Here is a 20,382-nt window from a genome sequence, read left to right as displayed (position 1 = left end):
GATTCGACCACTCTGATACCCCCGCCTGGTATCGATCCATGGCGCGCCCGGAATCGCGCTGCCATGAGGATTACTCGCCCGCCCGGTAGCCTGACGCCGTGTCACAGCGCGAACTGGTCATTTTGGGAACAGCCAGTCAAGTACCGACCAAACAGCGCAATCACAATGGGTATCTGCTGCGTTGGGACGGCGAGGGATTGCTCTTCGATCCCGGGGAGGGCACCCAGCGGCAGATGATCCACGCCGGCGTGTCGGCCACCGATCTCACCCGCATCGGCGTCACCCATTTCCACGGTGATCACAGCCTCGGGCTGGCCGGAGTGGTGCAGCGGATCAGCCTCGACAAGGTGCCGCATCCGGTCGACGTCTATTACCCGGCCTCGGGGGAGCAGTACTTCCAGCGGCTGTGCAGCTCCACGGCCTACCACCAGACCGGGGAACTACGGCCGCATCCGATCAGCGCGAACGGTGAACTCGACGCGCTCGGAGCGCCTTTCACACTGCGCACCGCCCGGCTTTCACATCCGGTGGAGGCATTCGGATATCGGCTCACCGAAGCCGACGGCCGGCGCATCGTGCCGGAGCGACTACGCGAGCTCGGACTCTCGGGGCCGATCGTCGGGCGACTACAACACGACGGCGAGGTCGAGATCGACGGCCGCACCATTTATCTGGACGAGGTCAGTGAACCGCGGCGCGGTCAGAGCTTCGCGTTCATCATGGACACCCGCATGTGCGATGGCGTACACGACCTGGCAGCGGGCGTGGACATGCTGGTCATCGAGGCCACCTTCGTCGATGCCGATACGCATCTGGCCACCGAATTCGGGCACCTCACGGCGGGACAGGCGGGCGCGGTCGCGGCGCGCGCCGGCGCTCGGACGCTGGTCCTCACCCACTTCTCCCAGCGCTACCGGTCACTCGACGAGCATTTGGCCGAGGCGCGCAAGGAGTTCGACGGGGAGATCGTCGTCGCCGAGGACCTCATGCGAATTCCGGTGCCGCCCCGTCGCTGAGGCTGGGCTCACCAACCCGTTCATCTCACCAACCCCGTCATCCCACCAACCCCGCCGGAATGACGAGTGCTGTTGCTGTACTAAGTGGCCGGAAGTCGCAGGGGTGCGAAGTCGGCGGGAGCATTTCGATAGGGGAGAGGCCGGGGCATGATGGTTCTCATGGATGCGCACGAGGAACTCATTGCTCTTGCCGACCGCTACTGGGACGCCATGCTGGAGAATGCGCCCAGTGAGGCAACCCTGTTGGGGGACAGGCGATTCGACGATCGGATCGAGGATCTCTCCGAGGCTGCCGAGCAACGGCTGCTGGGCGCTTGGCGGGGTTTGATTGCCGAGGTCGACGCCCTCGATCCGGAGCGGTTGTCCTCCGAGGATTGCATTACCCGAAGCCTGTTGCGCACCGAATTGATATCCGCCGCAGCGCATCTGGAGTGGCGGCCGATGGAGCTGGCCTCCGATCAGATGACGGGCGTGCACGCCGGCATGCTCACCATGGCCCCGCAGCTCAACGCGCCGGAGCCGGAGAACGCGCTGAAACTGGTTCAGCGCTACCGGAAGTTCGGCGAGCTCATGGACCAGGCCGTGCAAAGGTTCCGCGCCGGTCTGGCCGCCGGGCGCACGCCCGCGCGCATCACCATCGAGCGTTCGCTCAATCAGCTCGACGGCTACCTGGCCTCCGATATCGCCGCCGACCCGTTCGCCGTCTTCCCCGGCCCCGCCGACTGGGATGGTGAAAAGGCTTGGCGCGCAGACCTCGCCGAGGTGGTGCGCGAGGTCATTCGCCCCGCCTTCGCCGCCTACCGCAAGGTCCTGGCCGAGGAACTGCTGCCCGCTGCGCGCCCGGACGAGCAGCCCGGATTGTGCTGGCTCGGTGACGACGGTGTGGATATCTACCGCCGCCTACTACGCCACCACACCACACTGCCCGATCTGGGTGCGGACGAGATCCACCAGCTCGGCCTGGACGAATTGGCCGGGCTGCGTACCGAATACGCCGAGATCGGCGAGCGGCTGTTCGGCCTCACCGACCTGAATGAAATCTTCACCCACCTGCGCGAGGACTCCGCGCTGCGCTACGGCGACGGTGAGGAGATCATGGTCGATGCCCGCGCCTGCCTGGCCGCCGCGCAGGCGGCCATGGGCGAGTGGTTCGGTCGCCTCCCCGTCCAGTCCTGCGACATTCTGCCGGTACCGGAGTTCCTCGCCGCCGATGCGCCCGCGGCCTATTACTTCCCGCCCGCCGCGGATGGTTCGCGCCCCGGCGCGTACTACGTCAACCAGCATGATCCCAAGGGCCGCAATAGGTATGAGACCGCCTCGGTGGCCTATCACGAGGCGATTCCCGGCCATCACCTGCAGCTCACCATCGCCAATGAACTTGACCATCTCCCGCGCTTCCAGCGCATGTCGTTCTCCAATACCGCCTTCGTCGAAGGCTGGGCGCTGTACACCGAGCGCCTCGCCGACGAAATGGGTTTGTACCCCGACGATCTCACCCGGATCGGCATGCTCGCCGCCGACTCCTGGCGCTCCTGCCGCCTGGTGGTCGACACGGGTCTGCACGCCAAGGGCTGGACCCGTCAGCAGGCCATCGACTTCATGGTCGCCAATGCTCCGGTGGGCGTGGACGAAATCCGCACCGAAGTGGACCGCTATATCGCCATGCCCGGCCAGGCCGTTGCCTACAAGGTCGGACAACTCGAAATCCGCCGCCAGCGCGCCGCCGCCCAGCAACGCTTGGGAATAGCCTTCGATATCAAGACCTTTCATGATGTGGTGCTGGGCTCCGGCTCCGTAAGCCTGCCCGTGCTACGAGAACTCGCAGGATCTCTCTGACCCTGCGACGGTCGCGAGCCGCCACCGCAGAGGCGGCTCGCGACCCTGGGCCTGTGCCCTAGCCCAGTTGGCCGGGTTTCGGAATAGCCGGGCGGGTTCTGCGTTCGACTCCATTGTTGAGTTGAGCTAATGAAAGGGGTTGCCGGTGACGGCCACCGAATCGGTCTCGAGCATTGGACTGCGTTCTGAACGAGGCCCGGTACTGGCGGCCATTATGCTGGCGACCTCGCTGGTGGCGCTCGACTCGACCGTGATCGCCACCGCCGTGCTGACGATTACCGATCAGCTCGGCGGGTTCTCGCAGTTCCCCTGGCTGTTCAGCATCTACCTGCTGGCGCAGGCGGTGACCGTGCCGATCTACGGCAAGCTCGCCGATATGGTGGGCCGAAAGCCGGTGATGCTCTTCGGAATCGCGGTATTCGCGCTCGGGTCACTGCTGTGCGGGCTCGCCACCAGCATGCTCGGGTTGATCATTTTCCGGGCCGTACAGGGCATCGGCGCGGGCGCGGTCGGGCCGATGGCCATCACCATCGCGGGCGATATCTATACCGTGCAGGAGCGGGCCAAGGTGCAGGCGTACCTGGCCAGTGTCTGGGCGGCCTCCTCGGTACTCGGGCCGCTGCTGGGCGGGGTGTTCTCCGAATACGTCAGCTGGCGCTGGATTTTCCTGGTCAATCTGCCGCTCTCGGCCGTGGCCGCCTGGATGATCCTGCGCGAATTCACCGAAAGCGCACCGCGGCAAAAGCATCGGATCGACTATCTGGGTGCGGGACTGCTCACCCTCGGTGCGGGCGGGCTGATTCTGGCGCTGCTGGAGGGCGGTCAGGCATGGGCCTGGACGTCACCGGCAAGCCTCGGGCTCTTCGCCGGCGGCATAGCGGTGCTCATCGCATTCGGCCTCGTCGAGCGCAAGGCCGCGAATCCGATTCTGCCGCTGTGGGTTTTCACCCGCCGCATCATCGTGGCCAGCAGTCTGGTCTCACTGCTGGTGGGCGCGGTACTGCTCGGACTCACCTCGTACGTGCCGACCTTCGCCCAGGGCGTACTCGGCACCGGAGCCCTGATCGCCGGTCTCACCGTCGGTGCGCTCACCATGGGCTGGCCGCTCTCGGCCTCGCAGGCCGGAAAGGTATACCTGCGCATAGGTTTCCGCGCCACCTCCGTGATCGGCAGTGTGCTCGCCGCGATCGGCGCGGCCACCCTGTTACTGGTGAACGAGGATTCGACCCTGCTACAGGTGGCACTGGGCTGTTTCGTGGTCGGCGCGGGTATGGGCCTGGTGGCCAGCCCGACTCTCATTGCCGCACAGTCCAGTGCCGAATGGTCCGAGCGCGGCGTGGTCACCTCCACCAATATGTTCGCCCGATCACTGGGCAGCGCACTCGGTGTGGCGGTCTTCGGCGCGCTGGTGAATTCCCGCATCGGCAGTACCGATCATCCGGCCCCGCAAGACCTCTCACCCGCCATCCATCTCGTCTTCGTCGGCGTGGCGGCAATGGCGGTGATCATGATCGCGGCGGCCGCCATGATGCCCAGGAATTAGCCCGCAACGGCTGCTCACCGGGCACCCGCGACGGCTCCCGGCCGGTGCGCGCAACGCCCGGGCTACCGCTTCGTCGGCAGGAAACCCGGCCCGATGCGACGCTTCGGCAATGATCCAGCACACTGTAGGTGTGGTTGAGGTCGAGGACGTGTTCAGTCGATTGCGCAGGTATCCGGATGTGGAGGCGGTGAACCTCTACGCGGTCGATGCTGCGGATCGACTGCTGCTCGACGAGGCGGCCGAATCCCTCGCTGCCGCAGGCGATGACCGGGTGGCGGTGATCGACGACGGCTACGGCGCGCTCACCCTGGGCGCGGCCGCCGCGCACGAGCTGCGCGGCCTGCGCGTGCATCAGGATCTGCTCACCGGTGAGCTGGCGCTGGCCAATAATGCCCGCCAGGTCGGCCTCGCGGACCGCTACTCCGCACACGAACTCGGCGAGCGACTGCTCGCGGATGTGCGCGTGGTGCTGTGGCGGCTGCCGCGCGCGCTCTCCGGAATCGCCGAGACCGCCGATGCCATCGCCCGCTACGCCGCACCCGAGGTCCGCGTCTACGCGGGCGGCCGGGACAAGTACCTCACCCCGGCCATGAATGAGGTTCTCGCCGAATCGTTCGGTTCGGTGCAGGCCAGCCGGGGCCGGCAGAAGTCCCGCGTACTCCTCGCCACCGATCCGAAACCGGTTGGCGAACAACGCTTTCCGCTGCGCAATCAACTCGACGACCTGGGCTTGGAAGTGGTCGCGCACGGTGCGGCGTTCTCCGGCTCACGCCTCGATATCGGCACCCGCTTCCTGCTCGACTATCTCAAGCGGATGAAGCCCGATGCCCGCGATGCCATCGATCTCGGTTGCGGCACCGGCATTCTCGCGGTCGCATTGGCCGCGGCGCGCCCCGGCATCCGGGTCACCGCGACCGATCAATCGGCCGCCGCCGTGGCCTCCACTCGCGCGACCGCCGCGGCCAATGCGGTCGCCGACCGCATTACCGTGCTGCGCGATGACGCCATGTCCACGGCCCCCGACAACAGTGCCGACCTGGTCCTCTGCAATCCGCCCTTCCATGTCGGCGCGGCCGTGCACACCGGTTCGGCCATCAAGATGTTCTCCGAGGCGGGTCGCGTACTCCGCCCCGGCGGTGAACTGTGGACGGTTTACAACACCCATCTCAACTATCGCGGTGTCATGGAGCGCCTGGTCGGCAAGACCGAGGTGATGGGCCGCAATCGCAAGTTCACCGTGACGCGTTCGGTGCGCGGTCTGCACACCTGAGACGGCCACCCCCGCGCTACTGAACGACCGACCAGCACAATATGAGGCATGGGACGAATTGATCTTCGTATCTTCACCGAACCTCAGCAGGGCGCGAGCTACGACACCCTGCTGACCGTTGCCAAGGCCAGTGAGGACCTGGGCTACGACGCCTTCTTCCGCTCCGACCACTACCGGGCCATGGGCGACGCCGACGGCCTGCCCGGACCGACCGACGCCTGGATCACCCTCGCCGGCCTGGCCCGCGAGACCAAGCGGATTCGCCTCGGCACCTTGGTCACCGCCGCCACCTTCCGCCTGCCCGGCGTACTCGCCATCCAGGTCGCACAGGTCGACGCCATGTCCGGCGGTCGCGTCGAATTCGGTTTGGGCGCGGGCTGGTACGAGTCCGAGCACACCGCGTACGGCATTCCGTTCCCGGCCGACAAGTTCCCGCGCTACGAGGAGCAGCTGGCCATCATCACCGGACTGTGGGGCACCCCGGCCGGGGAGACCTTCAATTTCGACGGCGAGCACTACACGCTCAGAGACTCACCGGCACTGCCCAAGCCCGCACAGGCGAAGATCCCGGTCGTCATCGGCGGAATGGGTGCCAAGCGCACACCGCGCATCGCCGCCCAGTACGCCGATGAGTTCAATGTGCCGTTCCAGTCGGCCGAGACCTGCGCCGAGCAGTTCGACCGCGTGCGCCGCGCGGCCAAGGACACGGGCCGCGATCCGGAGGAGATCACCTTCTCCAACGCCTTGGTCGCCTGTGTCGGCGCGACCGATGCCGAGGTCGCCCGCCGCGCCGCCGCCATCGGCCGCGAGGTGGACGAATTGAAGGCCAATGGTCTGGCCGGCAGCCCGGAGGAAGTGGTCGACAAGATCGGCCGCTATGCCGAGATCGCCGGAACCAGCCGGGTTTATCTGCAGATTCTCGATCTGAGCGATCTGGATCACCTGGAATTGATCGCCGATCGCGTCATGAGCCGGCTGGGCTGATATCGATCGAGAACCGTCCAACCGGTCGGCATCCAGGGTAAAGCTCGGGTAAAGTCCAGAACGTCCGATCCGTGGCGGTTCGGGAACTTGCCGACGCCACCTCCCGTTGGACAGGTAGAACGAGGCCACGACATTCGTGGGCCGCGACTCCAGAAAGGGAAGCGCCTTGCGCACCACTTCCAACCCGGTCTTCCGGAATCTGTCGCCGCAGCAGAACGGCGGCTACGCCGGCTTCGGCTCGGCCCCCACTGGAGCCGGACCGAACACCCCTCAATACGGTCAGCAGCCCCCGCAGTACGGTCAAACGCAGTATGGTTCGCAGCCGCCGATGTACCCGCCCACCGGCGGATACCAGCAGCAACAGCCCGCGATCCCGACCACGCGGCCCATGACCATCGACGATGTCGTCACCAAGACCGGCATCACGCTGGCCGTGGTCACCGTCGCGGCGATCATCTCGTACGCCATCACCGCGGGCAATCACGCGCTCGCCGGACCGCTCGCCGGCGCCGGTGCGCTCATCGGCTTCGGCCTGGCCATGTTCATCAGCTTCGGTCGTAAGCAGACCAATCCGGCGCTGGTGCTCAGCTACGCGGCCTTCGAAGGTGTGTTCCTCGGCGCGCTGTCGTTCGTGTTCACCAATATCTCGTTCGGTGGTGCGGGCGGTTCCGGGCTGATCGCGCAGGCGGTGCTCGGCACCTTCGGCGTCTTCTTCGGCATGCTCATCGTCTACAAGACGGGTGCGATCCGGGTTACCCCGCGCTTCACCCGCATGCTCGTCGGCGCCATGATCGGCCTGCTGGTGCTCATGGTCGGCAACCTGATCGCGGGCTTCTTCACCCCCGGCGGTTTCGGCCTGCGTGACGGCGGCACGGTTGCCATCATCTTCAGCCTGGTCTGCATCGGCATCGCGGCCTTCAGCTTCCTGCTGGACTTCGACGCCGCCGACCAGATGATTCGCGCCGGCGCGCCCGAAAAGGCCGCGTGGGGTGTGGCATTCGGCCTCACCGTCACCCTGGTCTGGCTGTACGTCGAGATCCTGCGCCTGCTGTCGTACTTCAACAGCAATAACTAGCGCTCGAAACATCAAGGGCGGGTACCGGATTCCGGTGCCCGCCCTTGTCATTGCGGTACATCGGTCATTTCAGCACATCGGTCGCGATGTGATCGACGCCGCAGTCCTCGGCGAGAATTGCTGTGCCCAGGGCATTTTCGGTGCGCAACGGCAAGATCGCCTGATAGGCGGGGGAGCGGTACCAGTCCTGAACCGCCTGGTAGTCGGGGAATTCGATGACCACGGCGATCCCGTTCGCCGGTCCCTCCATGGCAAGCTGATTACCGCCGTGCACGAGGAATTTGCCACCGAACGGAGCCAGTGTCGAATCGATCCGCTCCAGATACTCCACGATCCCGGCGTTGACATCGACGTCGTGCAGATGAGCAATGGCATAACCGGGCATGGTGGGCTCCTCATCGAGTACTGCGTTGGTGCCCTTAAGTTTTCCGCCCGGAGATACTGAAGTCGATTACCTGCCGGGTAATACGAAACGGCCGCCCGACCAAGAAGGTCGGGCGGCCGTCCGGCTGTCCGGGGGGTGGGGGCGAAGCCCCGAGACCTAGCGTCAGCGTCTTCCCTTTCGGGGGTTTGGGGGCGAAGCCCCCGATTTCCCCTCTTCCCAGCTCAAAGCTGGGAGCGTCTCAGCTCAGCTGAGGCGCTCGATGATCATCGCCATGCCCTGACCGCCACCGACACACATGGTCTCCAGGCCGAACTGCTTGTCCTGGGTCTGCAGGTTGTTGATCAGGGTCGCGGTGATGCGGGCACCGGTCATACCGAACGGGTGGCCCAGCGCGATCGCGCCACCGGAGATGTTCAGCTTGTCGTGGTCCATGCCCAGCTCGCGGGCGGAGCCCAGCACCTGCACGGCGAACGCCTCGTTGATCTCGTAGAGGTCGAGATCGTTGATGGTCATGTTCGCGTTGCCCAGCGCCTTGCGCACGGCCTCGATCGGGCCCAGGCCCATGATCTCCGGCGACAGGCCGGAGACGCCGGTGGAGACGACGCGGGCGAGCGGGGTCAGGCCCAGCGCCTTGGCCTTGGTGTCGCTCATGACGACCAGCGCGGCCGCGCCGTCGTTCAGCGGGCAGGCGTTACCGGCGGTGACGGTGCCGTCGGCGCGGAAGACCGGCTTCAGCGTCGAGAGCTTCTCGTAGGTGGTGCCGGCGCGCGGGCCGTCGTCGGTGGTGACGATGGTGCCGTCGGGCAGGGTCACCGGGGTGATCTCCCGCTCGAAGAAGCCGGACTTGATGGCGTCCTCGGCGCGGTTCTGCGAACGCACGGCCCAGTGGTCCTGGTCCTCACGCGAGATGCCGGTGTAGGTGGCGACGTTCTCGGCGGTCTGGCCCATGGCGATGTAGACATCCGGGAGGGTGTCGGTCTCGCGCGGGTCGGTCCAGGTGGCGTTGGACTCGCCGGTGGCCTTGGTGCGGGCCTCGGCATCGGCGAACTTCAGGTTGTGGGTGTCCGGCCAGCCGTCCGCGGTGCCCTTCGGGAAACGCGAAACCGTCTCGACGCCAGCGGAAATGAACACATCGCCCTCGCCGGCCTTGATGGCGTGGAAGGCCATCCGGGTGGTCTGCAGCGAGGAGGAGCAGTAGCGGTTGAGGGTGACACCGGGCAGGTAGTCGTAGCCCAGCTGCACGGCGACCGCGCGGGCCAGGTTGAAACCGGCCTCACCGGCGGGCTGACCGCAGCCCAGCATCAGGTCGTCGATATCGCTCGCGGCCAGGCCGGGCACCTTGTCGAGGGCGGCCTGCACCATCTGGGCGGCCAGGTCGTCCGGACGCATGCCCACGAGCGAACCCTTGCCTGCGCGGCCGATGGGCGAGCGGGCGTACGAAACGATAACGGCCTCAGCCATGAGGACTCCTTTAAGTGCGAGGGGTGAACCACTTCGAATCTACGACGGGTGTGTCGAGCGTCAAACATCCGGTATGCCTGTATCTCAATCACTGAACGGTGAAATATCCCTCACTCGCGGGACACGGCCTGGATGAGAGGGTGGGCCGGCGGACCCGGTGATGGTGGCGGAAGGTCACGCGGGGACGTCGAATTCGCCGTGTTGGGGGATGTTGGCCAGGTCGGTGTACGAGGTCACCACGATGTGTCCGGGGCCGGTGTCCTGGTAGAGGGCGTACTGGATGCTGCCGTAGATGCCCGCGACGACGGTCACCCGGTATTCGCCCGTCGCTCCGGTGTTCACGTTCCGCCAGGCGACGGTGGTGAGGTTTTCACAGAGCGGGGCGGCGCTGTACTCGCCGGGGCCGTAGCCGACGATCGGGTTGGCCTTCACATTGAAGATGGCGCGGCCTCCCCACTGTGGGTCGGTATCGGCCCAGACGCGCACGCTGCCGCCGCAGAGTCCATCCCGAAACATGGTCGGGACCTGGGGGAATTCGACGGTTCGGGCGTGTGCGGGGGCACTGGAAACGATCATGGTCGCGCCGGTCAGACAACCGAGAAGCAGGGCAGCGCGCGCACAGGTCGGCGTCCTCATGGGGCGATGGTAATTTCCCGTAACCGTGAGATCGCCGACGTGCGCGTAAGCCGCCATCTCCTTTCTGCAACGATAAGGGCTATGCGCATTGCTGACTCCGTCGTCGATCTGATCGGCAACACCCCTCTCGTTCGAGTGAACTCCGTGGTGGGCCCGAATTCCGGACTGGTGGCGGCGAAGGTGGAGTACCTGAACCCCGGCGGTAGCTCCAAGGACCGCATCGCCGTCAAGATGATCGACGCCGCCGAGAAGGAAGGGCTGCTGAAGCCCGGCGGCACGATCGTCGAGCCGACCTCCGGCAATACCGGTGTCGGCCTGGCCCTGGTGGCCCAGCAGCGCGGCTACAAGTGCGTATTCGTCTGCCCGGACAAGGTTTCCGAGGACAAGCGCAATGTGCTGCGCGCCTACGGCGCCGAGGTCGTGGTCTGCCCGACCGCCGTCGCGCCGGAGGATCCGGACAGCTACTACAACGTCTCCGATCGTCTGGTCCGCGAGATCGACGGTGCCTGGAAGCCGAACCAGTACGCCAATCCCGGTGGCCCGGAATCGCATTACGAGACCACCGGCCCGGAGATCTGGCGCGATACCGACGGCAAGGTCACGCACTTCGTGGCGGGCGTCGGCACCGGCGGCACCATCACCGGCACCGGCCGCTACCTGAAGGAAGTCTCCGGCGGCAAGGTCCAGGTCATCGGCGCGGATCCGGAAGGCTCGGTGTACTCCGGCGGCACCGGTCGCCCGTACCTGGTCGAGGGTGTCGGTGAGGACTTCTGGCCCAGCGCCTACGACCCGACCATCCCGGACGAGATCATCGCGGTCTCCGATGCCGACTCCTTCGAGATGACCCGTCGCCTCGCCCGCGAGGAGGGCCTGCTGGTCGGTGGCTCCTGCGGTATGGCCATGGTCGCCGCGCTCAAGATCGCCGAACGCGACCCGGACGCCGTCGTGGTCGTGCTGCTGCCGGACGGTGGCCGCGGCTACCTGTCCAAGATCTTCAACGATCAGTGGATGAGCTCCTACGGCTTCCTGCGCTCGCGCCTGAACGGCTCCACCGCCGAGGTGCATGTGGGAGATGTGTTGCGCGGCAAGTCCGGTGAACTGCCGGACCTCGTGCACACGCATCCGCAGGAGACCGTGCGCGATGCCATCGAGATCCTGCGGGAGTACGGCGTCTCGCAGATGCCGGTTGTCGGCGCCGAACCGCCGATCATGGCGGGCGAGGTCGCGGGCAGCGTCACCGAGCGCGATCTGCTCTCGGACGTGTTCGAAGGCCGCGCCAAACTCACCGATTCGGTCGCACAGCATATGAGCCCGGCCTTCCCGCTCATCGGCTCCGGCGAGCCGGTCTCGGCCGCAACCAAACTGCTCGAGCACACCGATGCGCTGATGGTCGTCGACGACGGCAAGCCCGTAGGCGTCATCACCCGCCACGACCTCCTCGGCTTCCTCAGCGACGGCGTGCTGGCCTGAGGGGCCGCGCCTGAATCTCGTCGGCGACGGCATGCTGGCCTGAGGGACAGCGTCTGCCCCTCGTCGGCGACGGCGTGCTCCCATGAAGGGCCGCGTCCGACCCCTCGTCATCCCGGCATGCTTTTGGCCGGGATCCACCCCCCGCAGCACATTTGCTGAATGTGTGGATCCCGGCCAAAAACGCGCCGGGATGACGAGGGTCGGTCGAATTACTTACGTGTGATTTGTGGCCTGGCCCTTGGTGATTCGGTTCTGCATCGGAAGTCGCAGCTACTCCGCGGGCGAGGTAACTGGTGCGTTACTGTCCGTTCATGGGTGGCGAGCAGGATCGGCTCGTATGAACTTCAGGCAGGCGCTCACCTGGGTGGCACTGGCGGGCGCGGTGCTTGCCGGTGCGACGCTGCTCGATCGGGTCGGGTTTCCGGCCCCGCAGATGATGTTGGCCATCGTGGTGGGCGCGGCGCTGGCCCTGACCGGGCACCTGCCGAAACCACTTCCGGTGCAGGTGAATCTGGGCGTGCAGGGGATGCTCGGTGTGGTGATGGGCAGCTATCTACAGGTGTCGCTGCTGACCTCGATCGGCTGGGACCTGCTGCCGGTGGCGGCGGTCACCGTGGCCACCATTCTTCTGAGTATCGGTGTGGCGCTGATCTTCTCGCGCGTGATGAAGGTGGATATCCCGACCTCGACGCTGGGCATGCTGGCCGGTGGTTCGGCCGCTGTGGTCGCCGCAGCCGATGAGCTCGATGCCGATCCGCGCCCGGTGGCCTTCATGCAATATCTGCGCGTGGCATTGGTAGCGCTGAGCGCACCCGCGATCGCCGCCCTCCTCGACGATGAAGAGGGAATCGCCTACAGCACAGCGACTCTCGGCGGTTCGGTAACCGATCCCGCGCTCCCGTACTGGATGATCGTCGGCCGCGGCGATCAGGTGGCAGGAGTCTCGACCGCGATCGTATTGTGCGTGTTGGGGATTTGGGTGGGCCGCCGAATCGGCCTGCCCAATGCCGCCCTGCTGGGTCCGATGTTGCTGACTGCATTGCTCACCGCCGCCGGCATCAGCCACGGCTACGCGCCCACACACCTGTTCAAGGATCTGCTGTTCGTGCTCATCGGGTTCGATGTGGGCACCCGCTTCACCCGCAAGGTGGTGCGCGAGATGGCCCGCATGATTCCCGCCATGACGGCCGCCGTCCTCGCACTGTCGGTGCTCGTGGCCGGATTGGCAATGAGCCTGGCGTATTTCGTCGATCTCGAGCTGTCCGACCTGTACCTGGCCACCACCCCCGGCGGTATCAACGCCGTACTCGCCACCGCGGACAATATGAATGCCAACCTGCCGCTCATCACCGGCGTGCAGACCATCCGGCTGCTGCTCATGATGCTCATGCTCCCGCTGCTCATGCGGGCGCTGCGCCGTTTCCGGGTGCCGCAGCCGGTGGTCGCCTAGTCACCTCCCGAAGCCGAAATCGCGGAACCACCAGACCGCGGCCAGCGCCCAGGCCAGGACGAAGCTGGTGAATACCAGCCCGCCGAGCAGCGGAAGCAGCCAGTTCGGGGTGTTCTTCAAGCGCTGTCCGCGTGGACATCTCAACTCAGCTTCTTATTGTCCGCGATACCTCCGGAGAGGATCTCGGCGGTCATCGGCATATGTTCGGCCGCGGCCGCCAGCCTGTCGAAAACCATTCCGTCCCAGGCGGTCTGCGAGTCGATGGCCTGGAAGAGCATGGAGACATGCGGTTTCAGCTCATCGGCGAGGCATCGGCGGGCAGCTCGGGTATCACCGAGTTGATGAGCTGCCCGAACGAGGACCGGGCGGAACAGGCGGGTAGTACGGCCGGCGCCGCCGCGGCCGACAAGCCGATCATGCTTCGGGACAATCGTTTACGCTGCATCGGTAAGGCTCCGTCGTAGTCCGCGGCCTCCACCACCGCAGCGCAGGCGTCGCGGTCCAGTCGCCCGGCGGCGGCCTCGGCGGACAGGTGAGCCGCCGCTTCGCTCGGTTTGTGTGCCACCCGCTCCGGACGCGCCATCCCCGCCAAATCCGCTGCCGCATAGGTCAATTGCGCCACATGGCCCGAATGTCCCAGCAGATAGCGGCCTTTCGGATCCACCACCACCGCCATGGCGGTGCACAGCCGATCCCGGTCCTGCGGCCGGATGACGGTCGGCAGTCCCGGTTCGGCGTCCATCACGGCGGTGAGCAGGTCGGGCTGGTCGAGTACGCCCCACAGCTGCTCGGGATCGGTGGCGAAGGCCGCGACCAGGTCCGGGTCCAGGTGTCCGCCCGCGCGGCGGCGCAATTCGGTGACCACGTCCCGCCGATCGCGGGTGCCGGCGGCCAATACCGCCTGTTCGGCCAGGTGCAGGATGCGCCCGGCCAGCGACAGCTCGTCCCCGCGCAGCCGATCGGGGGCGCCGAGCCCCTCCTAGCGCTCCTTGACCTCGGTGAGTGCGACCACCGCCGCCTCGGGCAATCCGAGGCGTGGTCCCAGGGCCCTGCTGACCTCACAGACGGATCGGACGGCCGCGGGGCACCCTCCGGGCGCTTCGGTAACGAATCGGTCTCGTAACGCCGCCTGGGACCCCGGCATCCAGTCGCCGAATCGGCTCATCTGATCGCGGAAAACGGTCGGGTCGCCCGGATCGAGGGTGTGGTACGCCCGTTGAAACGCGAGGTCATCGGCATATGAGTCGGCATTCTCGCTGGCCCTGCTGGTGCAGCCGACCGCGCCGAGTAGCGCGGCGTGGAACACCACGCGGCGGTCGGTCTCGTCCAGGCCGAGTTTTTCGGCTATCGCGGTGGCGATCAGGCAGACTGCCAGGCCTTTTTCGAATGGCATTCCGGTGGCCAGGTCCGTGGTGAGGGACAGCGCCGCCAGCACCTCGGTGACCCGAATCGATGCCATGTATCGACGGTAGTGCCCAGGTCGCGCCGGTCGCAGGGCGTTTCGTGATAGGTGCGGCGCGATTTACGTGATCGGCGCCGTGATTGGTCCGTGATCGGCGGTTGCTGACAGCTCGCTAAGGGCGTGCGAAACGCCGAAAAAACGGCAAATCCGGGTATATCGCAAATGCGGGGCTAAATTTATCTGTGATCTAGAACACTTACTCGTTTGAATTGAATCACCAGGTCATTGCTTGTATTAATGCAGGTACTTGGGGTGCCGAGCGAGCTAGTTCATCTTCTGTTCAAATTTGGTTCAGGCTGTGTTAACCAAGCGCAATCAAGCTGTGACCTTGTTGGAAACAGACCACAAGTCTGGTTGATGCAAGGAGAAGTCGACACACATGCGGAACGTGAAAACGCCAGCGGTGCGATGAGGCCCCGCGGCCCGAAATGGCCGTCACGTACTTCGCAAGTCTCCTGAGCCTCGAGTTTCCCTGGCCCACAACGGGTTTCACAACAGCAACGCGAACCAGCTCCAGCGCACGGTGCCCGTCGAGAGACGCCCACCTTATTCAGCGCTGCCTTCTTCCAAGCCTGCGAGCCCAGAAACCGAATAGGAATCCAAATTCGCCATGCCTACGAATGCCATGACTGCTCTGCGTGACCCTGCTAGACGTAGCAAGGTGGTTGCCGCCGCCCGTACGGCCGGTGCCGCCGCCCTTGCTCTCGGAGTCTTCGGCTCCATTATCACCGCCGCCGGGACCGCCTCCGGTGATGTGCATCCGGTCGCTCTGCAGCAGACCCTCGCCGCTGCCGCTCCGGCCGTGGTCGCGCCCGCCGCTCCGGCCGTGGTCGCTCCCGCCGCTCCTGCCGTGGTCGCTCCCGCCAACGAGCAGCCCGCGCCGGCCGCCGCCGTGCCCGCGCCGATGCCTGCCCCCGAGCCGGCTCCGGTCGCGCCGCCCGCGCCGTCCTACCCGGACAACCTCGATGGCTGGATCCGTCAGGCGCTGGACATCATGTCCGCCCACGGCATCCCCGGCAGCTACGACGGCATCCTCCGTAACGTGCTGCGCGAATCCAGTGGCGACCCGCAGGCGATCAACCTGTACGACTCGAATGCGGCCATGGGCATCCCGTCCAAGGGCCTGCTCCAGGTGATCGACCCCACCTTCAACGCGTACCACGTCGAAGGCACCCCTGCCGACGTCTGGGATCCGGTCGCGAACATCGTGGCCGCCTGCAACTACGCCGCTGATCGCTACGGCTCGATGGACAACGTCAACAGCGCGTACTGAGGCACGCCCGCTGACTCCCGTCGGTGTGTGACAAGTCGATACGATCCCGTCAGAGCCCTCCCGGAGCACACGCTCCGGGAGGGTTTCGGCTTTCGGTCGTGAGTGTCCGGAAAATCACAGGCACCCGATTCGGCAACTTTTTCGCAAACTGACGGATCTCATGATCGGCAGCGGGTATACACGCCCTTGGAGCAAAGTTCCGGCACTCGGCCGGAACGGATAGCGAAGGGACGGGGTATGCACACCTCGAGTTTGGCTATCGATATCCAGCAGGGCCTTTCGGACGCGTGGAGCTCCGTAGCCACGTTCGTTCCGAAGTTCGCGGGCTTCCTGGCCATCCTGATCGTCGGCTGGCTGGTCGCCAAGATCGTCGCCCGGCTGGTGACCCGAATTCTGCATCAGGTCGGCTTCGACCGGTTGGTCGAGCGCGGCGGCATCAAGGACATGCTGGCACGCAGCAGCTACGACGCGGTCGGCATCATCGCCAAATTGGCTTACTACGCAATCCTTTTGATCACACTGCAGCTGGGATTCGGTGTGTTCGGGCCGAATCCGATCAGCACCATGCTGGATGGCATCGTCTCCTGGCTGCCCAGGCTGGCGGTCGCCATCGTCATCATCTGTGTCGCGGGCGCCATCGCACGCGTGGTGATGGACATGATCGCGAATATGCTCAGCGGACTGTCCTACGGCCGCATGATGGGTCGCATCGCGGCCGTATTCATTTGGGGCGTAGGCATTATCGCGGCGCTGAACCAGATCGGGGTGGCGACCTCGGTCACCATGCCGATCCTCATCACGGTGCTCGCGGTCATCGGCGGTGTGCTGGTGGTCGGCGTCGGTGGCGGCCTGATCCGTCCGATGCAGCAGCGCTGGGAAGGCTGGCTCGAAACCATCGAAGGTGAGATGCCGGAGGTGAAGGGTCACGCCGAAGCGTTCCAGCGCGGTCGCGAGGACGCTGCCCGCCAACACGAGGAGCAGCAGCAGCGGACGATGCAGGCTCAGCAGCAGGCCATGATGGGCAATCAGCGGCCCATGAGCGGCCAGCAGATGCCGCCCGGTAAATGGGCCGAACAAGCCATCGGCTCACCGGGATACAACCCGCAGGATTACGGTCAGCGCGGTTACGGGCAGGCTCCGGGACCGCAGGGACCGCAGCCCGGGCAGTCCGGCCAGATGCCCGATCGTGGCGGTCAACCCGGAATGCTTTAGATCTCTCCTACGAATCGAAGCGGCCCATGTACATCGAGTACGTGGGCCGCTTCGTTGTTCGGAGGTGTCACTCGCCGCGGGCGAGGGCGCAGACCGCGGCAAGGCGCAGGTGCACCCATTCGGCGCACTGCCAATCCTCGGAGTCGTACGGGGCCTGCAGGCCGGTTTCGCGCAGGTCTTCCAGCAGGCCGCGGGCGTATCCGGCGAGCAGCACGCTCACCGGGACGACGCTGGAATTCTCCACGCCCACTTCGAGAATGTCGCGAATGGCGGCGGCATGCTGATCCACCTGCGCGGCCACACCCGGAAACTCATGCATGGCTTCGACGGCCGGAGCTCCGTGTGTGCGCTGCAGGCGGTTCAAGGTCTTACGCGCCGAGACGACGAGCAATGCGGAGCCGGGCAAAAACACCTGGTCATGCTAGCTGTCGGCGCCCAGGTACGGGAGCGGCTGTGAGATATCGCGCACTCGCCGGCTGCGTCAGCGGAACGCTTTGGATCCCGTGAGCGCCTCGCCGAGGACCAGTTGGTGCACCTCCGCGGTGCCTTCATAGGTGAGTACCGATTCCAGGTTGTTGGCGTGCCGCAGCACCGGGTACTCGAGGCTGATTCCATTGGCGCCGAGGATGGTTCGGCATTCGCGTGCGATGGCGATGGCCTCGCGGGTGCTGTTCAGTTTGCCCGCGCTGATCTGTTCGCCGCGCAGCTCGCCGCGATCCTTCAAGCGCCCGAGGTGCAGTGCCAGCAGCTGTCCCTTGCCGAGTTCGACGGCCATATCCGCCAGCTTGGCCTGGGTGAGCTGGTAGGCGGCGAGGGGCTTGTCGAAGACCTGCCGGGTGCGGGCGTAATCGATTGCGGCGGAGAGGCAATCGCGTGCCGCGCCGAGTGCGCCGAAGATGATGCCGAAGCGGGCCTCGGACAGGCAGCCCAGCGGTGCGGCCAGACCGCGCGCCTCCGGCAGCATGGCATCGGCGGGCAGGCGCACCCCGTCGAACGCGAGCTCCGCGGTAATGGAGGCGCGCAGCGAAAGCTTGCGGTGGATCTCGTTCGCGCTGAATCCCGGTGTGTCCGTTGGCACTACGAATCCGCGAATGGTGTCCCGTTCGCCTTCACGCGACTGTGCCCACACCACCGCCACATCCGACACGGACCCATTGGTGATCCACATCTTGGATCCATCCAGGATCCAGTCGTCCCCGTCTCGCCTTGCGCGCGTACGCATTCCACCCGGATTGGACCCGAAATCCGGCTCGGTCAATCCGAAGCAGCCCAGCAGCTGTCCCGCCGCCATCCCCGGCAGCCACCGCTGCTTCTGCTCCTCCGACCCGTACTTGTGAATCGCCGTCATAGCGAGCGACCCCTGCACCGAAACCATGCTCCGCACACCGGAATCCACTGCCTCGAGCTCCATACACGCGAGCCCGTACGCGGTCCCGGAAGTCCCCGCGCACCCGTACCCCTCGAGATGCATCCCCAACAGCCCGAGCTTCCCGAGCTCCGGTGCCAACTCCCGAGCCGGAAACGTCCCCGCCTCGAACCAATCCGCGATATGCGGCCGCAACCGCTCCGCCGCGAAATCCCGCACGGTATCCCGAATAGCCCGCTCCTCGGCACTGAGCAGGGAATCGATGGCGAACAACTCGTCTACGGTGACCATGTCCTGAGCTTAGGACTCTCACCAGTCCCGAGTGGCGATCAGCTCCTCGTGATCCGCATCGGCGAACCCGTACGCCTCGGCGATGAACAGGAAGTCCGCCGCGATCGACTCGCGGGCCACAGTCTCGATTTCGCTACCCGCGTGGTGGAACACCTGCTCCAGTTCGTTGAATTCCTCGGTGGCCGAGTGGGTGAGTGCGTACAGCGCGGCCAGGTCGGCGGGCTGCTCCGTTTCGATGCGCTCACTCAGCCGGAGGAGGATCTCCGTGCCCAGATCCAGCGCGTGGTCGGGGAAATAGTCGTCGCGGTACAGGTCCGCCAGAAAACGGTGGGCCGTGACCTTCGCACTACCGATGGACATCATTTCTCCACGTTCGCTTGTCGATGAGGCAGTTGGATTCTGGCGCATTTGCCGCTGCGGTGGGATGTCCGATATTCGCGGGGTGCCGGAGGTATGCCCCCGGAGCTGGGCAGTCCGAGACACGTCCTTAGGCTGTTCGCATGAGCGATCAGCTGGGTTTCTCCACACGGGCCGTGCACGCCGGGTTCGATCCGGACCCTCAGACCGGTGCGGTGAACGTGCCGATCTACGCGAGCTCGACCTTCGCCCAGGACGGTGTCGGCGGGATGCGCGGCGGATACGAGTACGCGCGCACCGGTAATCCGACCCGTACCGCGTTGGAGGCGAATCTCGCGGCGCTGGAATCGGGTACGTACGGGCGGGCCTTCTCCTCGGGGATGGCGGCCACGGACTGTGCGTTGCGGGCGAATCTGCGCCCCGGCGATCACCTGGTCATTCCGGATGACGCGTACGGCGGCACCTTCCGGCTGATCGACAAGGTGTTCACGCAGTGGGGCATCGAGTACTCGGTGGCGCATGTGAACGATCCGGACGCGGTGGCCGCGGCCATGCGGCCGAACACCAAGCTGGTGTGGATCGAGACCCCCACCAATCCGCTGCTGAATATCGGCGATATCTCGGCGCTGGCCGGGGTGGCACACGCCGGTGGCGCGAAACTGGTGGTGGACAACACCTTCGCCTCCCCGTACCTGCAGCAGCCGCTGCTGCTCGGCGCGGATATCGTGCTGCACTCGACCACCAAATACCTCGGCGGTCACTCCGATGTCGTCGGTGGCGCGCTCATCACCAATGATCAGGAACTCGACACCAAATTCGCGTTCCTGCAGAACGGTGCCGGCGCGGTGCCCGGTCCGATGGACGCGTTCCTCACCATGCGCGGCATCAAGACCCTGGCCCTGCGGATGGACCGGCATTGCGACAATGCCGAGACCATCGCCGAATTCCTCACCAATCACCCGAAGATCGCGCAGGTCATCTACCCCGGCCTGCCCGAACACCCGGGTCACACCGTCGCGCAGAAGCAGATGCGCCGCTTCGGCGGCATGATCTCGGTGCGCGTGCACGGCGGTAAGGAAGCGGCCCTGGACTTCTGCGCCCGCACCAAGCTTTTCACCCTCGCCGAATCCCTCGGCGGCGTGGAATCGCTCATCGAGCACCCCGGCGCCATGACCCACGCCTCCACCGCCGGTTCCGCCCTCGAGGTCCCCGCCGACCTGGTCCGCCTCTCGGTCGGCATCGAAGACATCAGTGACCTGCTGGCCGACATCGAGCAGGCCCTCAGCTGACAGTTT

The 20,382-nt window shown here is 65.8% G+C and carries 21 protein-coding genes; 11 read left to right on the top strand and 10 right to left on the bottom strand.

The annotated features are described in order from the left end of the window. Positions 1–98 precede the first annotated feature (98 nt). From GFY24_RS04220 to GFY24_RS04195, 6 genes are all read left to right on the top strand, one after another. On the top strand, positions 99–1,016 hold the full coding sequence (locus tag GFY24_RS04220; protein ID WP_309230449.1) for a ribonuclease Z: 918 nt from the start codon (positions 99–101) through the stop codon (positions 1,014–1,016). Between the two features lie 159 nt (positions 1,017–1,175). Next, a complete protein-coding gene (locus GFY24_RS04215; RefSeq protein ID WP_228565991.1) occupies positions 1,176–2,852 on the top strand; it encodes a DUF885 family protein in 1,677 nt (558 codons plus the stop codon). Between the two features lie 145 nt (positions 2,853–2,997). Further along, positions 2,998–4,395, top strand: a complete 1,398-nt coding sequence (locus GFY24_RS04210; RefSeq protein WP_309230448.1) for an MDR family MFS transporter — start codon at positions 2,998–3,000, stop codon at positions 4,393–4,395. A 109-nt stretch (positions 4,396–4,504) separates the two neighbouring features. Next, positions 4,505–5,665, top strand: a complete 1,161-nt coding sequence (locus GFY24_RS04205) for a methyltransferase (protein ID WP_153803663.1) — start codon at positions 4,505–4,507, stop codon at positions 5,663–5,665. Positions 5,666–5,722: 57 nt separating this feature from the next. Further along, complete coding sequence (locus GFY24_RS04200; protein WP_309230561.1) at positions 5,723–6,649, top strand: LLM class F420-dependent oxidoreductase; 927 nt, start codon at positions 5,723–5,725, stop codon at positions 6,647–6,649. 166 nt (positions 6,650–6,815) lie between these two features. Continuing rightward, positions 6,816–7,724: a Bax inhibitor-1/YccA family protein gene (locus GFY24_RS04195; protein WP_153803661.1), complete on the top strand. Its 909-nt coding sequence runs from the start codon at positions 6,816–6,818 to the stop codon at positions 7,722–7,724. Positions 7,725–7,788: 64 nt separating this feature from the next. Here the strand turns inward: GFY24_RS04195 and GFY24_RS04190 are convergent, their stop codons facing one another. The 3 genes from GFY24_RS04190 to GFY24_RS04180 form a co-directional block, all read right to left on the bottom strand. Then, positions 7,789–8,109, bottom strand: a complete 321-nt coding sequence (locus GFY24_RS04190; RefSeq protein ID WP_153803660.1) for a DUF1330 domain-containing protein — start codon at positions 8,107–8,109, stop codon at positions 7,789–7,791. 243 nt (positions 8,110–8,352) lie between these two features. Then, positions 8,353–9,570 (bottom strand): acetyl-CoA C-acetyltransferase, encoded by a 1,218-nt coding sequence (locus tag GFY24_RS04185; RefSeq protein ID WP_153803659.1) that lies wholly within the window; start codon positions 9,568–9,570, stop codon positions 8,353–8,355. 174 nt (positions 9,571–9,744) lie between these two features. Then, a complete protein-coding gene (locus GFY24_RS04180) occupies positions 9,745–10,206 on the bottom strand; it encodes a hypothetical protein (protein WP_153803658.1) in 462 nt (153 codons plus the stop codon). Positions 10,207–10,287: 81 nt separating this feature from the next. Here GFY24_RS04180 and GFY24_RS04175 point away from each other — a divergent pair, with 81 nt between their 5' ends. Both GFY24_RS04175 and GFY24_RS04170 read left to right on the top strand, forming a co-directional pair. After that, positions 10,288–11,676 carry a cystathionine beta-synthase gene (locus GFY24_RS04175; RefSeq protein ID WP_153803657.1) on the top strand — a complete coding sequence of 463 codons (1,389 nt, stop codon included), beginning with the start codon at positions 10,288–10,290 and terminating at the stop codon, positions 11,674–11,676. A gap of 337 nt (positions 11,677–12,013) precedes the next feature. Further along, complete coding sequence (locus GFY24_RS04170; protein ID WP_153803656.1) at positions 12,014–13,126, top strand: AbrB family transcriptional regulator; 1,113 nt, start codon at positions 12,014–12,016, stop codon at positions 13,124–13,126. On the opposite strand, the gene GFY24_RS41620 is transcribed toward GFY24_RS04170, so the two are convergent. From GFY24_RS41620 to GFY24_RS04155, 4 genes are all read right to left on the bottom strand, one after another. Continuing rightward, positions 13,127–13,246: a DUF6529 family protein gene (locus tag GFY24_RS41620; RefSeq protein WP_228565990.1), complete on the bottom strand. Its 120-nt coding sequence runs from the start codon at positions 13,244–13,246 to the stop codon at positions 13,127–13,129. 20 nt (positions 13,247–13,266) lie between these two features. Further along, positions 13,267–13,404, bottom strand: a complete 138-nt coding sequence (locus GFY24_RS04165) for a hypothetical protein (RefSeq protein WP_153803655.1) — start codon at positions 13,402–13,404, stop codon at positions 13,267–13,269. A 14-nt stretch (positions 13,405–13,418) separates the two neighbouring features. After that, positions 13,419–14,021 carry a hypothetical protein gene (locus tag GFY24_RS04160; protein ID WP_153803654.1) on the bottom strand — a complete coding sequence of 201 codons (603 nt, stop codon included), beginning with the start codon at positions 14,019–14,021 and terminating at the stop codon, positions 13,419–13,421. Positions 14,022–14,105: 84 nt separating this feature from the next. After that, complete coding sequence (locus tag GFY24_RS04155; RefSeq protein ID WP_153803653.1) at positions 14,106–14,585, bottom strand: hypothetical protein; 480 nt, start codon at positions 14,583–14,585, stop codon at positions 14,106–14,108. 628 nt (positions 14,586–15,213) lie between these two features. Here GFY24_RS04155 and GFY24_RS40980 point away from each other — a divergent pair. Next, positions 15,214–15,861, top strand: a complete 648-nt coding sequence (locus GFY24_RS40980; protein WP_194852739.1) for a transglycosylase SLT domain-containing protein — start codon at positions 15,214–15,216, stop codon at positions 15,859–15,861. 237 nt (positions 15,862–16,098) lie between these two features. Further along, entirely contained in the window at positions 16,099–17,073 is a 975-nt protein-coding gene (locus GFY24_RS04145; protein ID WP_153803652.1) for a hypothetical protein, read from the top strand. A 67-nt stretch (positions 17,074–17,140) separates the two neighbouring features. Here GFY24_RS04145 and GFY24_RS04140 read toward each other — a convergent pair whose 3' ends face one another. From GFY24_RS04140 to GFY24_RS04130, 3 genes are all read right to left on the bottom strand, one after another. Continuing rightward, positions 17,141–17,485: a DUF6401 family natural product biosynthesis protein gene (locus GFY24_RS04140; protein WP_309230446.1), complete on the bottom strand. Its 345-nt coding sequence runs from the start codon at positions 17,483–17,485 to the stop codon at positions 17,141–17,143. 69 nt (positions 17,486–17,554) lie between these two features. After that, positions 17,555–18,730, bottom strand: a complete 1,176-nt coding sequence (locus GFY24_RS04135) for an acyl-CoA dehydrogenase family protein (RefSeq protein WP_153803651.1) — start codon at positions 18,728–18,730, stop codon at positions 17,555–17,557. A gap of 18 nt (positions 18,731–18,748) precedes the next feature. Then, entirely contained in the window at positions 18,749–19,093 is a 345-nt protein-coding gene (locus tag GFY24_RS04130) for a DUF5713 family protein (RefSeq protein ID WP_228565989.1), read from the bottom strand. Between the two features lie 137 nt (positions 19,094–19,230). Between GFY24_RS04130 and GFY24_RS04125 the strand changes: the two genes are divergently transcribed. Then, a complete protein-coding gene (locus tag GFY24_RS04125; RefSeq protein ID WP_153803650.1) occupies positions 19,231–20,376 on the top strand; it encodes a cystathionine gamma-synthase in 1,146 nt (381 codons plus the stop codon). Positions 20,377–20,382 lie beyond the last annotated feature (6 nt).

The sequence above is a fragment of the Nocardia sp. SYP-A9097 genome (genome assembly GCF_009649815.1).
In the GTDB taxonomy this organism is placed as follows: Bacteria; Actinomycetota; Actinomycetes; order Mycobacteriales; family Mycobacteriaceae; genus Nocardia.
The sequence above is the reverse complement of the archived record's forward strand: the minus strand, read 5'-3'. Positions and strand labels throughout refer to the sequence as shown.